Here is a 14,001-nt window from a genome sequence, read left to right as displayed (position 1 = left end):
GGGAAGATACGCCCGGTTCAGACCCGCGCGTTACAGTCCCGGTCCTGCCAGTCTTCTTCGCGTCGGGTCAAGCAGTCTGAACCGATCAAGTGTAAAATCAGTGAAATAACTGAAAAACCGGGCTCAACATTCGGGAAAACTGACAGCCAGACCACCCAGAGATGTTTCCTTGTAACGGTGGTTCATGTCAGCACCAGTCTCCCGCATCGTCCGGATGACCTGATCCAGAGAAACATGGTGTACCCCATCCCCCCGCATCGCAAGAGACGCCGCGTTGATGGCCTTGATCGCGCCAAAAGCATTTCGTTCGATACACGGAATCTGCACCAAACCCCCGACGGGATCACAGGTCATGCCCAGATGATGTTCCATGCCGATCTCTGCTGCATTTTCTACTTGGTCCGGAGTGGCGCCTAATGCCGCTGCAAGTCCAGCCGCCGCCATGGAACACGCAACGCCCACTTCGCCCTGACATCCGACTTCCGCACCGGAAATGGAGGCATTGCGCTTGAACAGGGCACCGATGGCAGTGGCCGTGAGAAGAAACTCCCGCATTCCCTCGCGAGAGGCTCCGGGGCAGAAATCTCGATAATAGCGCAGAACCGCAGGGATGACGCCGGATGCACCATTGGTGGGCGCTGTTACGACACGGCCGCCGGCCGCATTTTCTTCATTCACGGCAATGGCGAAAAGACTAACCCAGTCCATGATCTCGTGCGGTGCACGCTGGTTCCAGCGAACACCATTTTCCAGCTTTCGGAAAAGGGCCGGAGCGCGACGTTTGACATGGAGTTTGCCGGGAAGGACGCCATCTTCCTTCAGCCCACGGTCAATGCAGTCCATCATCGTATCGAGAATACGATCAATATAGGCTGTGACGTCCTGATCGGCCCGCAACGTTGCTTCATTGGCCCGGATAAGACCGGCAATGCCCAGCCCCGTCCCTCGACAGTCTTCCAGCAGTTTGCGCCCGGAGGTCACATCATAGGGGACGCTGACGGGAGGAATAACTTTCGTAGCCGGAGAGGTATCTTCCGGCACAATAAAGCCACCACCGATGGAGCAATATCGCTCGCAGGAGATAACGGTGTCCGTATCATCGAAAGCTTCGAATTGCAGAGTGTTCGGATGAACCGGGGGAACGGTTTCATAATCGAACACGACATCTGATGCCGGGTCGAAAGGGATTGTGTGTCCATTCACGGTCAGGCGCTTGGTGGACTGGATCGTTTCAATGACGTGGCGTGCGTGATCCGGTGCAATGTCGTCTGGCAACCAGCCTTCGAGACCCAGAAGTACGGCGGTATCTGTTGCATGACCAACACCTGTCCAGGCAAGGGAGCCATACAGTGTGACCTGAATGCGGGACACGGGCGTATCTGCGAGCAGGTTCTGCACAAAGGCCAGTCCGGCTCGCATGGGACCAACCGTATGGGACGAGGACGGGCCGAGCCCGATACGGAAGAGGTCAAAAAGGCTGATCATATCAGAAAGCTCCGACGCTCAGGACAGCACCAGAACGCCGGAATGTTTGGCTTTGTCTGCGGGTTCGACGTGAATGTGAATGGAAGCGCGTCCGAGTTCTTCACGCAGGGCCGCTTCAATGCTGTCGCAGATTTCATGGGCGTCATGAACACTCATTTCGCTGGGGACCACGAGGTGAAATTCCACGAAATGCAGGACGCCAACCTTGCGCATCCGTAGGTCATGCGCTTCCAGCGCTCCTGTTCCGCTGACGGAGATAATGCTTTTGACGGTCTCAACCGTGTCAGCGCCCGGCGTTTCATCCATCAGGCCGGACATTGAAATGCTCATCATCGAGAAACCGGCACGAAGCACGTTCAGAGCCACCAGCGCTGACAGTACAGCATCCAGACGGTCCCACTTCACCAGCGGAATCAGCGACACACCAATAACAAGAGCGACCGTTGCCCAAACATCGGACTGGACATGCTCACCCGCCGCCAGGAGGGCCTGAGAGGAATTTTTCCGGCCAAAACCAATGAGAATGCGCGCCCAGACCAGATTAACGATTCCGGCCAGTGCGTTCAGCGCAACACCCTGAAATGGCGCATGAACCGGCGTGGGGTGCATCCAGTCGTGTACGGCAATAACCATGATGCCGAGTGCGGTCAGAACAACCAGAACACCCTCAATGACAGCAGACAGATATTCTGCCTTGCCGTGGCCGTAAGGGTGATTGTCGTCTGCGGGGAGTGCTGCGATGGACAGAGCCCAGAGTGTTCCTGCAGCAGCAATGACGTTCAGGATCGTTTCAATGGCATCTGACAGCAGGGCCTCGGAACCGGAAACCCAGAATGCTGCGTATTTGATGGCCAGAACCACCACGCTCACCCCGATGGAAGCGCGGGCAATCTTGATACGGGTCGAAGGCATGAAGGTCCTTAACAGCAGGCCTGTTGAAGATCGCAGGACACTGGAGGGCTCTCGATCTGGAACGTGGGATGGGAGATACCAAACTTCTCCCGCAAAATCACGCTTGCCTGTGTGATGATCTGTTCAGAGGTCTGGGATGCGGCCTCTTCACGCAGAAGATGCACGGTCAGGGCCGTCTCCGTGGTGCTCATGGGCCAGATGTGCAGATGATGCAGCCCACAGACACCCGGAACAGCAAGCAGGGCATTTTGAACCTCTTCGGGCGTAATGCCTGCTGGCACACCATCCAGAGACAGGGAGACTGCGCCTTTGAGCAGAGACCACGTTGCCATGATGATGGACGCGGAAACGACCAGACTGACGATCGGGTCAATGATCTGGAAGCCCGTCCAGACAATCAGCAGCCCCGCAATAACCACGGCGAAGGACATCATGGCATCCGAAGCCATATGGAGGAAGGCCCCGCGGATATTGAGATCATTGGAGGCGCCCTTCATGAAAAGAAGCGCCGTAACGGCATTGACCGCAATTCCTACAAGCGCCACCCAACTGACGGTCATGCCTTCAACCGGCCCGTGAACAAAAAGCCTGACAACAGATTCCCAGATGATCCCGCCTGTCACCAGAAGCAGGATCGTGGCGTTTGCCAAGGCGGCCAGAATGGTTGATCGGCGGAGGCCATAGGTAAAGCGGGTCGTCGGTGCACGTCGGGCCAGACTTTCCGCGAGCCAGGCTGCTCCCAGACCCAGAATATCGGACAGGTTGTGTCCGGCGTCTGCCAGCAGAGACAGGGAATGCGCCCAGACACCCCATAGCGCTTCGGCAATGACGTAAACCGTGTTCAGGGCGATCCCGATGGCGAATGCCCGGCCGAAGCTTGCGGGGGCATGAACATGCTGATGCCCGAACCCGAAGCCGTGGTTATGTCCATCACAGGATCCATGATCATGGTCGTGTCCGTCATGGCTATGCTCATGTGTGTGCTCGTGCCCGTGCGAGTGATCGTGGGCATGATCTGCATGGTCATGCGAACAGGCGTGATGGGATTCTGTGGTCATGTCCGGGCAGGTCTGTGGCTGATCCGAAGATCATACTGCATGTCCATGCTTCAACCCAAGCAATGATCTGGCAACGGTGCGAGAGGCGTTGAGTGACCTTCTGTCGGGCAGGGCGGCGGCTGTCTCGGATCATCATGACTGGACACGAATGTGTCGTTCCGTAACACATGGAATGTCACACCCTGCATGTCCGCAGAGGGGACTTGCACGGAGAGTGTTCATGAAGGGTACCGTCCTCGGTTTTGATAATCTGACAGGTGAAGGTGTGATCCTGAATGATCAGGACGTTCGGTACTCATTTTCGAAAATAAACTGGCGGGACACTCTGGCGCCTGAGAAGGGGCAGCGCGTTGATTTCGAGCCTTGGGGGACAATGGCCAATAACGTGTTTCTGGATGTTCGCGCAGGGCAATTCGCACCCGCAGCGGATATGTCTTTCAAAGAGGCCATTCAGGCTTGTTTCCGTCGGGTAACGGATTTTCAGGGGCGCTCCCGCCGGAAGGAATATTGGTACTTCAGGATCTTCGGAATTGTCTGTTCCGGCTTGTTTTCCCTGATTTCCGGTGACTTGAGGCACAGCAGCGGGATTAGTGTCGGCCTGCTGGAGATCGCGATTTCCCTCGCGTGGCTTTATCTGTTTGTCGTGGATCTCAGCGTGTCTGTCAGACGGTTGCATGACATCAATCGTTCAGGCTGGTGGACGCTGCTGTACCTTACAGTCATCGGAACAATCCCCCTGCTGATCATGATGTGTTTCGATACCAATCCGCGTATCAACAAATGGGGCTATCCCGCCAAATAGTCTCAACTCCCGCTGGACACATATCCCGCGACCCCCCGCCGCCACCACAGCAGCATGAGGGCAAGAAAAACGAAGCCCATAGCGGGGGACAGCAGACCGAACCAGAGCGGCATCCCCAGCGGGTCGGGATGGTTCAGCATCGCGAGGGCCGGGTAGTAGCAAACGGCAGAGAGCGGAAGGGCCCATGTCAGGAAACGCCGCAGCCAGCGGGCGAACATGGTAATCGGGTACTGTCCGGCTTCCACGCCGCCATAGGTCAGCACGTTTACAACCTCCAGCCCTTCTACTGTGATGAAACACAGCGCGGCCTGCCCGATCAGGATACCGAGAAACATCACAGCTCCGCCTGCCACGGCCCAGGGCAGAAGCCAGACTGTATTCCACGACACATGAGGCGAGAGCCAGAAACCTGCCCCCAACACGAACGCTCCTTGCAGAAAGCGACCGATCGGCCTGAGGCGCAGTTCATGCCCGAGTAGAAGAACCAGCGTTGAGCGTGGGCGAAGCAAAAGCCGGTCAAATGAGCCGGTCTTGACGTATTCGCTGCCGAACACATCAAAGCCACGACCAAGCGTTTCGGCCACTGAAAAAGAGACGTTCACCAGCCCATAAAGAACGGCGACCGCTCCAATATCCCAGCCCGCAATACTGCCAAAACGGTGGAACAGGCTCCAGATGCCGAAGAAACTCAGCAGCGTCGTGACGAAATTGCCGACAAGCTGAAGAGCAAAGGTTCCGGGATAGCGAAGCTGTGCCTTGATCGAGGCACCAGCCATCCGGCGATAGAGCGTAAAGGCATTCATGCGCCCTGAACCTCCATCCTCGACACGGTGCGATTCATCCAGAAACGCCCGATCATGGTCAGGGCCAGCAGCCAGAAACACTGGATTCCCAGAGCGGCCACAACGCCCCCCGGAATGGGCATACCCATGTAAAGCCGGATCGGAATATCCGAAATACCCGCGAAGGGCTGGAGGAGGAGCAGTTCGCGGGCCCAGTCCGGATAGAGCGGAAGTGGCAGCAACATGCCGGACATCAGGACAGCCAGAGGGGTTCCCACGGCATAGGTGCCAAGGGGCGACAGGGTGCGAGCAGCGATGATGTTCCACCACATCACGATGCTGGCTGAAATGAAGGCCCCCAGAATAAAAGATACCAGCGCCAGAAGGGCAGCCTCAAAAGACGCAGGCGGGGCGAGGCTCCACCCGTTCAGGCCAACGAGTGCGGCCAAAGGGCCGGCGACGACAGCCAGAAGAACGGCGCGGGGAATCGCATTACCCAACAGACGGGCAAGGGAAGCAGAGAGCCACCAGTTCCACAGATCCACCGGGCGAAGCAGATCATAGACAATGGCCCCACTTTTTGCGGCTTCGCCAATCGCGGGGAGGCAGCCAAGCGGGAGCAGCGTGAAAAAAGACTGCTGAATCCAGGTGTAGGTCATGGCCTGACGCAGCGTCATCGGCGCATTCACGTCCGGTGCATGGTGATACACGGCGGCATAGGCCATCAGCGAGATCGCCCCGAACCACATCTGCGCCACAAGCCCCGCCAGAACGGCGAGGCGATACCGCAGCCCAATTTTCCATTGCAGGACGAAAGACGTCACATACGGGCGGATCGTCACGAGGCATGATCCGCGTAGAAGCGTGTGATGATCTCCTCAATCGCCGGGCGGCCGATCCGCAGATCTCCCAGATCCGGGAATGTGGAGAGGTGCGCAACAAGAGCCGGAGCGGGGAGGAGTTGCGGATCAAACGTGATGGTCACGCTGCGTGTTCCGCGCTCGGTTTCCACTGCGCCGTCTGGCAGAAACAGTTCCGGCGGAGGGCCCGTGAAATCCGCTTCCAGAATACGCTCGGACAGTGTTGTCGCTTGAAGCGCCTCAAACGGGCTGTCTGCCAGAATACGGCCATGCCCAATGACGATAACCCGGTCTGCCAAGGCTTCAATGTCGTGCATGTCATGGGTGGTGAGCAGAACCGTCGTGCCCCGTTCTCGCCGCAAGTCCCGCACAAAAGCACGGACTGCCAGTTTGGACGGTGCATCCAGCCCAATCGTCGGCTCATCGAGAATGACCACATCCGGATCATGGATCAGAGCCGCAGCGATCTCAGCTCGCATCCGCTGCCCCAGTGACAACTGCCGGACGGACTGATCCATGATTCCATTCAGGTCCAGTGCCTCCGCCAGACGGTCCCGGTTTCGCCTAAACCGCTCCGGCTCCACGCTGTAAATATCGCGCAGAAGTGCCAGTCCTTCCGCAACCGACAGATCCCACCACAACTGCGTCCGCTGACCGAACACGACGCCAATGCGAGCGACATGGGCAATCCGGTTCTCCCACGGAACCAGATTCCCCACGCGTACCGTGCCGGATGTCGGGCGCAGAATACCGGACAGGATCTTGATGGCCGTAGATTTTCCTGCCCCGTTCGGACCGATAAACCCGGCAATTTCACCAGCCGGAACCGTGAAGGAAATGCCGTCCAGCGCCGTGATTTCACGCGTCTTTCCACGCCAGCTTCCGCCATCGCGGACCTGATACGTCTTGCGGAGGTCCCGAACCTCGATCGCGGCGGCAGTCTTCATGGATGAACGCGGTCCCTGACAGGCAATATCACTAACAGTTCTGAGGCAGCTTTGCCTCTCCGGCAAGTGGGTGGCAGGACTGTGTGTCGTTATCTAATTACCTATAGTCCTTCAGCATACGGTAAGAGGGACGCTGTCTTTTGACCCCTAATCGCCAGGATGATCTCATGGCCAGTAAACGTATTCTAATGCTCGCAGGCGATTTCGTTGAAGATTACGAAATCATGGTGCCCTTTCAAATGCTGCTGATGGTTGGACACAAGGTGGACGTGGTGTCGCCGGGCAAGAAGGCTGGAGAGCAGGTGGCGACGGCCATCCACGATTTCGAAGGCCATCAGACCTATACCGAAAAGCGCGGTCACAACTTTACGCTCAACGCCACCTATGCGGGCACGAGAGCGGAGGATTACGATGCGCTGGTCATTCCGGGCGGTCGTGCGCCTGAACAACTCGGCACTGATGAGAGCGTGCTGGATCTGATCCGGGCTTTCGTGACGGCTGACAAGCCAATTGCCGCTGTCTGTCACGGCCCGCAGCTTCTCGCCGCGGCCAATGTCATTTCCGGTCGCAAGGTTTCTGCTTATCCGGCCTGTCGTGCTGAAATGATCCTGGCAGGTGCAGACTATCAGGCGATTGCGATTGATGGTGCTGTGACGGACGGCAAGCTGGTGACAGCCCCTGCTTGGCCAGCGCACCCGGCTTGGATTGGCCAGTTCCTGAAGGTTCTGGGCACGAAGATCGAAATCTGATTTTTACCCGACCAGGTTGTCCGCCGCGAAAGGCTGCTTTCTCCCCGAATGGGAGATGTTACTCGCGGCGGATTTTCATGACCGGATGAAATCAAGAATCGCATCCGCGCCCCGTCGTGCAGCGCCTGGTGAACGATTTCCCAGAGAACGGCTCGCCATCTCCACCTGTCGATCGCGATAGATGGCGTGGCGTGCGGGGGCGGCGTGGATGATGGCCATCAGATCCTTCGGATCATCCACCACGTCTCCAAGGTGCCAGTGGGCGAAGTCGGGATTGTTGCGCCAGTCGATTCCGTGAGCGTTCAAGAAGACGCAGGGGCGGGGCGTGATAAGGAATTCATAGACCTGACTGCTGACGTCCCCGACATAAATGTCGGCGGCGGAAGTATAAGTCATATCAACGCAGCGATCCGAGCCGGTATCAATTAGAATACCGGGCGTGGTGCGTGTATTCCACCGCTTGCGTACCGCATGACTGCGGCGACGGAACATCTTGGTGTGCGGCGCCACGATCAGATTGAATGTGGATTGTCTTCCAAACAGTTCAAGCATTGGTTCAATGAATCGCCCCCATGATGACAGACCACGCGCTTTATGCGCGTTGTAGAGGACTGTTGGTCGAGGAATGCTGAAAAGAGGGCCATCCGCACGATGTAGCATCGCGCAGGTTTCGAGCTTCACAGACCCGATGACTGTGTGATTGTCTGGCTGGATCAGGCCGCTTTTCAGCATCCGTCGTGCGGATTTTTCGCCTGGAAGCAAAACGTAATCGAAAGCCCGCACTTCGTCTGTGAAACCGCGCGCGCGATCACCGCAGCCATGGGGGCCGTAGATCAGGCGGGGGTGCGTAATTCCCAGCGATCGGGCAGACGCCACAGTATCCTCGACCGTGACAATTGCGTCATAATGATTCAGTTCCGCCACATTGTCACGCAGGACCAGATTTTTGAACATGCCCAAAGACCGGATCGACTGCATCAGGGTCGTGAATTTGGATCGATGTAGTGGGAGACAGGGCGCTGCAGGAGCCCCCGCGGCCAGACGCACACGCTCAAGGTGGTGGGGCGTTTCCGGATCGTTGTAATAATTCGTAATATCTATACCATGACGGGTCGCCAGTTCCAAAGCGATTGTCGCCCCGTGATAGCACTGGTAGGCTTCGGCAATGTATAGGAATGCAATTTTCATAATGTCAGCAGCTATAATTTTCTTCTGTAATGAAAAACAGCATCCTTGACTGCCCTGTTACATAACAAAGGATTACTGAGGCGCGCGCTAGCGAATGTCGCATGGCTTTTGGCGGGCAAGGGTCTTGGTGCGGTGCTTAGTCTTATTTACTTGGGACTCGCCGTCCGAACCCTCGGTGCCGAAGGTTTTGGTCAGTTCACGCTGGTCTTCGGAACTGCGCAGACAATCGCCGCTGTTGTCAGTTTTCAGACTTGGCAGATCGTCATCCGTTATGGCGTACATCACGTCTCCGCCGGCAATGAAGGAGCGCTGGCCAGACTGGCGGGTTTCTGTATCGGCCTCGACATTACCGAAGCCATCGCAGGCTGTCTGATCGCATGGGGCGGTGTGACGCTGCTTGCCCCTCTGCTGGGTTGGTCAAGCGGATTATCTCATGCGGCGCTGGCCTTCTGTTTCGTCCTGCTGTTGTCTGTGCGCTCTACGGCCGTTGGCCTTCTGCGTCTGCATGATCGTTTTGGTGTGGGAGCAATGGCGGATGCGGTAACACCTGTGGTGCGCTTCATAGGGGCACTGGTGGTGGTGGCTCGTGGAGCCACGGTGACGGGCTTTCTTCTGGCCTGGGCGGTGGCGGATATCGTGACGGCGCTGGCTTACTGGATCTGTGTCGTACGGGTTGCTCCCCGGTCCCTGGCTCTTGCTGATCTGCGTCAAGGCTGGCGTGCACCTGCTGAAAACCCTGGTATCTGGCGATTTACATGGATGGTGAATCTGGGTTCGGTCATGGGTACGGGGTGTAATAATCTGGTTGTGCTGGTGGTCGGCATAGCAACGGGTGCAGTCGATGCGGGCCAATATCGGCTGGCCTATCAGCTCAGTCAGGCCCTGGCCCGGGTATCCGAGATGTTTTCCCGCGCTGTTCTGCCAGAACTCGCGCGCGCGCATGCCGGTCAGGACCGGGATAATGTGCGAATGCTGCTGCACCGGACGACGCGGCTGGCCTTGGGGGCAGGCGTTACGATTGCGCTTGTGCTCGGAACGCTGGGCAGGCCGGTTCTGCGTTTGGTGGCCGGGCAGAGTTATCTGGACGCCTACCCTATGCTGCTAGTGCTGGGTATCGCCGCGTCTCTGGATCTGATTGGTGTGAGCTTTGAGCCGGCGCTGATCGCGACGGGGCATGCGGGTCGTGCATTTCAGGTTCGGGTGGTCAGAACGCTTGCGTTGATGGCAGGGCTGGGATTGCTGATGCCGGATCTGGGGGCTATGGGGGCTGCATTGGGCATGCTTGTGTCTTCGGCTTTAGGGCTGGCGCTGTCTGCCTTTACGGTGTGGTGGTCTGTAGCGCGGCGCGAGCAGATATCTTCGTCCTCAGCGGCGCCGGGGCCAAGGTCTGGACCATAGCACTAAGCTTCTGGCCTTCCTGTTAAAAAGAGTCCTCGCAGCAAAGAGGCATTGGCGGACCGGGGCGCAAAATCGTAGAGAGGGAGCATGACGACTCCTTCTTCTCCGCAGGGCCAGCAGCCCGGCAACAAACCTCTGTCTTCCAGACGCACGGAACACGTCATGGAGCGTGCGTTTTTCGCGACGCGCTGGATTGCGGCACCGTTGTATTTCGGTCTGACGATCGGCTTGCTTCTGGTGGCGTTCAAGTTCTTCCAGCAACTCATTGGGCTGGTCCTGAAAGCCACAGGCCTGGATTTTGATGACGTGTTTGTTGGGGTGCTGGATCTGATCGATCTGGTCCTGCTGGCCAATCTGCTGCTGATCGTCATGTTCTCAGGGTACGAAAACTTCGTCTCCCGTCTCGATATCCGCCAGCATGAGGACTACCCGTCCTGGATCGGGCATGTGACGTTCGGGGACATCAAGATCAAGCTCATGGCGTCCATCGTTGCCATGTCTGCCATCCATGTTCTGGCTGATTTCATTCGTGTGGATGAGACATCCACGCGTGCTCTGGAATGGAGCGTCGGGATTCATCTGGCCTTTGTTGTTTCCGGTGTTCTGATGGCCGTCATGGATCGCATCATGGAAGGCTCGCCGGATACGCATCACGCTGACCCGCAGCCAGAAACCGCCCAGAATAAAGAAAAGCACGACGCATGATCCGCCTGACAGAACTGCGCCTGCCGCTGGAGCACCCGGAAGGTGCGCTCCGGGAGGCAGTCCTGACGCGTCTGAACATTCCGTCTGACGCTCTTAAAGATTTCAAGATCGCCCGCCGCGGCTATGACGCCCGCAAGCGCGGCCATATCGTTCTGGTGTACAGCATCGATTGTGACGTTGCGGATGAAGCGGCTGTTCTGACGGCTCATGAGGGCGATCAGCATGTCCGTCCCACGCCGGACACGACCTATCATCTTCCCAAAGCGACCCTGCCAGAAGGGACGCCGCGCCCTGTCGTCGTTGGGGCTGGACCATGCGGAATCATGGCGGCCCTGACACTGGCGCAAGCCGGCCTCAAGCCAATCATCATCGAGCGCGGAAAGGATGTCCGTTCCCGGACGGTGGACACGTTTGCCCTGTGGCGCAAATCGGTTCTGACGCCCGAAAGCAACGTGCAGTTCGGTGAAGGTGGGGCAGGAACGTTCTCGGACGGCAAGCTCTATTCCGGTGTGTCCGATCCACGGAATCTTGGACGTCGCGTTATCGAGGAGTTCGTTCGGGCCGGTGCGCCGGAAGAAATCCTCTACGTGTCCAAGCCCCATATCGGCACGTTCCGTCTCGTCTCGATGGTCATGTTCATTCGTGAAGAAATCGAGCGTCTGGGCGGGGAGTACCGCTTCGAAACCCGTGTTGAGGGTTTTGACATGGAAGGCGAGGGCACGGAGCGTCGTCTGCGCGGGCTTCACCTTTCAACGGGAGAAATTCTCTCAGCCGAGCGCGTCATTCTCGCGGTTGGACACTCAGCACGCGATACGTTCGAAATGCTGCGCCAGGTTGATGTTGCAATGGATGCGAAGCCGTTCTCGATCGGTGTGAGGATTGAGCATCCACAGTCCGTCATTGATACCGCCCGTTTTGGTTCCGATGCGGGGAATGAGATCCTTGGTGCCGCGGATTACAAGCTGGTGCATCACGCCTCCAACGGGCGTTCGGTTTATTCGTTCTGCATGTGTCCCGGTGGGCAGGTTGTTGCGGCAACGTCTGAAACTGGACAGGTCGTGACCAATGGCATGAGCCAGTATTCCCGCGCTGAGCGGAATGCGAACAGCGGCATTGTCGTGGAAGTCACGCCTGAAAAGGACTTCCCGGATGATGTTCTGGGCGGCGTCGCATTTCAGCGGAAATGGGAAAAGGCAGCGTTTGTGGCAGGTGGCAGCGATTATCGCGCTCCTGCTCAGCGGGTTGGTGACTTTCTGGCGGGACGACCCTCCACCACGCTGGGCGATGTGGTGCCGTCCTATCAGCCGGGCGTGACCCCAACCGATCTGACGCTGTGTCTGCCAGATTTCGTCTGCGAAGCCATCCGTGAGGCTCTGCCGCGTTTCGAGCGCAAGCTGAAGGGCTTCTCGATGGAAGATGCGGTCATGACAGGTGTTGAAACCCGCACGTCGTCTCCCATCCGTCTTCAGCGAGACAGGGACGGACAAAGCCCGACCCTGCGGGGTCTGTTCCCGGCCGGCGAGGGCGCGGGTTATGCTGGCGGTATACTATCCGCCGGAATTGATGGCATCCGCACAGCGGAGTGGCTTGCAGCGTCTCTTTAAGACGCTGCTTCCTCGTCACCTTCCATGGTCTCGCCCGGCAGATGCTTCGGTTGAAGCAGGGCGATACCCGCCGTTACGGCACTTGATCCCACCACAAATGCTTCAGCCGTCAGAGGTAGGGTAACGGGCGTCCGTCCGATGCCCGGAATAATCCATCCAGCGATACCCTGCCCGATGGAGCCAAGAGCATAACCCAGGCCCATCCCGAAGCTGCGTGTTTCGGACGGGAAGCACTTGGCCAGATAATGGGGAACAAGTGCGAAAATCCCGGAAGCAGCAGCACCCATGATGAAAGCAGCCGTCAGCAGCATATTCCATGACGGAGCACTCAGGAACGGCCAGATTGTCAGTACAACAATGGCGATCGCACCAAGCATGACCTTCAAATCACCGAAGCGCTCAGCCAACCATCCACAAAGGATTTTCCCGCTGAAAGATCCGATGCAGTAAAGTGTGATCGGGATGAAAACGTCCTGCGGTGTCAGATGATGCGACCCGCGAAGGATGGTGGGATAAAATGTATAAATGGCCGCTTTCTGGAACTCCAGAAAGCCCATGAAGGCAATGGCCTGAATGGCCGCGCCATCCAGACGGAACCGAACCTTTGGTACAGGCTGCGTTGGTGTTCGGGCCTGCCCCGCTGCCCGCTCCGCACGATTGCGAAGCCAGACCGGACTTTCTTTCACGCCGAGCCGAATGAAGATCGCCAGAAGGGCCGGGGCCAATCCGATGAAAAACAGCATCCGCCAGCCATAATGCGGCAGGATCAACGCCTGTGCTCCGGCAGCAGCAAAATAACCGACTTCATAGCCGGACATCATGAGCGCGGACGCCATGGGTCGCGTCCATGCTGGAACGCTTTCCATCAGAAGGGCTGCGGAGGCTGTCCATTCGCCACCAAAGCCGATCCCAAACAGGAATTGCACAATGCCAAGCATTAGCAATCCATGAGACAGGCCCGTCATGGCGGAAAATACACCAAACCAGACGACACCCAGCATGAACGCCAGACGGCGCCCGTAGCGATCCGCCAGCCAGCCCCAGCTTGTATTGCCAATCGCACGGCCAATGGATTGGGCCGTCAGAATCATGCCCAGAGCGCTGATGGTGCATCCGAATTCATGGGCGATGTCTGGCAGTGTGAACATCAGCGATGTCTGATCGAAGGCGTCCAGAAACCATCCCAGAAAAGAGGCGAACGTGACTTGCCAATAGGGGAGGAGGGCCTTGAGAGAACTGCGGGAAGACGTGTTCGGGGCGGAGCGGGAAGAGGCGTCCGTCATCAACAATGTCCTGACAGGCAGATTGAACCTGCACGCTTAATGGAAGTGGCACGGAAAATCCGCAGGGATAAATCGGTAGCAGATTCGTCCTGATTGCGCGAACGAAGAATGAGCCCCTACAGTTCCAGCAGGATTCACTGAAATCACACGGCAAAGTGAGGAGAAAACGCAGGCTGTTAAGGGAAAATTAGGGGTCTGGCGTCATTTTCCTGTCTGGATAGAACAGGA

At 57.6% G+C, this 14,001-nt stretch carries 13 protein-coding genes; 5 read left to right on the top strand and 8 right to left on the bottom strand.

Annotation, left to right across the window (positions count from 1 at the left end; genetic code table 11):
* Nucleotides 1-123 precede the first annotated feature (123 nt).
* The 3 genes from AC3B6F_RS14915 to AC3B6F_RS14905 are packed head-to-tail and all read right to left on the bottom strand — an operon-like array spanning nt 124 to nt 3,455.
* Complete coding sequence (locus tag AC3B6F_RS14915; RefSeq protein WP_489824936.1) at nt 124-1,485, bottom strand: L-serine ammonia-lyase; 1,362 nt, start codon at nt 1,483-1,485, stop codon at nt 124-126.
* An 18-nt stretch (nt 1,486-1,503) separates the two neighbouring features.
* Nucleotides 1,504-2,397, bottom strand: a complete 894-nt coding sequence (locus AC3B6F_RS14910; RefSeq protein ID WP_010500957.1) for a cation diffusion facilitator family transporter — start codon at nt 2,395-2,397, stop codon at nt 1,504-1,506.
* 8 nt (nt 2,398-2,405) lie between these two features.
* Entirely contained in the window at nt 2,406-3,455 is a 1,050-nt protein-coding gene (locus AC3B6F_RS14905; RefSeq protein ID WP_010500959.1) for a cation diffusion facilitator family transporter, read from the bottom strand.
* 220 nt (nt 3,456-3,675) lie between these two features.
* Between AC3B6F_RS14905 and AC3B6F_RS14900 the strand changes: the two genes are divergently transcribed.
* Nucleotides 3,676-4,257 (top strand): DUF805 domain-containing protein, encoded by a 582-nt coding sequence (locus tag AC3B6F_RS14900; protein WP_062017514.1) that lies wholly within the window; start codon nt 3,676-3,678, stop codon nt 4,255-4,257.
* Nucleotides 4,258-4,259: 2 nt separating this feature from the next.
* Here the strand turns inward: AC3B6F_RS14900 and AC3B6F_RS14895 are convergent, their stop codons facing one another.
* From AC3B6F_RS14895 to AC3B6F_RS14885, 3 genes are read right to left on the bottom strand one after another with little or no spacing between them, the layout of a single operon-like run.
* The gene (locus AC3B6F_RS14895; protein WP_489824935.1) at nt 4,260-5,060 is read right to left on the bottom strand and encodes an ABC transporter permease; all 801 of its coding nucleotides are present in this window, start codon (nt 5,058-5,060) and stop codon (nt 4,260-4,262) included.
* Entirely contained in the window at nt 5,057-5,881 is an 825-nt protein-coding gene (locus tag AC3B6F_RS14890) for an ABC transporter permease (protein ID WP_489824934.1), read from the bottom strand. The genes AC3B6F_RS14895 and AC3B6F_RS14890 overlap by 4 nt, the downstream gene beginning before the upstream one ends.
* A complete protein-coding gene (locus tag AC3B6F_RS14885) occupies nt 5,878-6,846 on the bottom strand; it encodes an ABC transporter ATP-binding protein (RefSeq protein ID WP_489824933.1) in 969 nt (322 codons plus the stop codon). Before AC3B6F_RS14885 ends, AC3B6F_RS14890 begins: the two co-directional genes overlap by 4 nt.
* Nucleotides 6,847-7,013: 167 nt before the next feature.
* On the opposite strand from AC3B6F_RS14885, the gene AC3B6F_RS14880 reads away from it, so the two are divergent.
* Nucleotides 7,014-7,595, top strand: coding sequence for a DJ-1/PfpI family protein (locus AC3B6F_RS14880; RefSeq protein ID WP_489824932.1), 582 nt, complete (start codon nt 7,014-7,016; stop codon nt 7,593-7,595).
* Nucleotides 7,596-7,670: 75 nt separating this feature from the next.
* Here AC3B6F_RS14880 and AC3B6F_RS14875 read toward each other — a convergent pair whose 3' ends face one another.
* Nucleotides 7,671-8,783, bottom strand: a complete 1,113-nt coding sequence (locus AC3B6F_RS14875) for a hypothetical protein (RefSeq protein WP_426065770.1) — start codon at nt 8,781-8,783, stop codon at nt 7,671-7,673.
* Nucleotides 8,784-8,828: 45 nt separating this feature from the next.
* Here AC3B6F_RS14875 and AC3B6F_RS14870 point away from each other — a divergent pair, with 45 nt between their 5' ends.
* The 3 genes from AC3B6F_RS14870 (at nt 8,829) to AC3B6F_RS14860 (ending at nt 12,490) form a co-directional block, all read left to right on the top strand.
* Entirely contained in the window at nt 8,829-10,181 is a 1,353-nt protein-coding gene (locus AC3B6F_RS14870) for a lipopolysaccharide biosynthesis protein (protein ID WP_489824931.1), read from the top strand.
* An 87-nt stretch (nt 10,182-10,268) separates the two neighbouring features.
* Nucleotides 10,269-10,886 (top strand): TIGR00645 family protein, encoded by a 618-nt coding sequence (locus tag AC3B6F_RS14865; RefSeq protein WP_062017526.1) that lies wholly within the window; start codon nt 10,269-10,271, stop codon nt 10,884-10,886.
* Complete coding sequence (locus AC3B6F_RS14860) at nt 10,883-12,490, top strand: NAD(P)/FAD-dependent oxidoreductase (RefSeq protein ID WP_489824930.1); 1,608 nt, start codon at nt 10,883-10,885, stop codon at nt 12,488-12,490. The genes AC3B6F_RS14865 and AC3B6F_RS14860 overlap by 4 nt, the downstream gene beginning before the upstream one ends.
* On the opposite strand, the gene AC3B6F_RS14855 is transcribed toward AC3B6F_RS14860, so the two are convergent.
* Nucleotides 12,487-13,773: an MFS transporter gene (locus tag AC3B6F_RS14855; protein WP_489824929.1), complete on the bottom strand. Its 1,287-nt coding sequence runs from the start codon at nt 13,771-13,773 to the stop codon at nt 12,487-12,489. The two genes, AC3B6F_RS14860 and AC3B6F_RS14855, sit on opposite strands and share 4 nt — an antisense overlap.
* Nucleotides 13,774-14,001 lie beyond the last annotated feature (228 nt).

It is taken from the genome of Gluconobacter sp. ESL1110, assembly GCF_058107395.1.
This window is presented reverse-complemented; position numbering and strand designations above follow the sequence as displayed.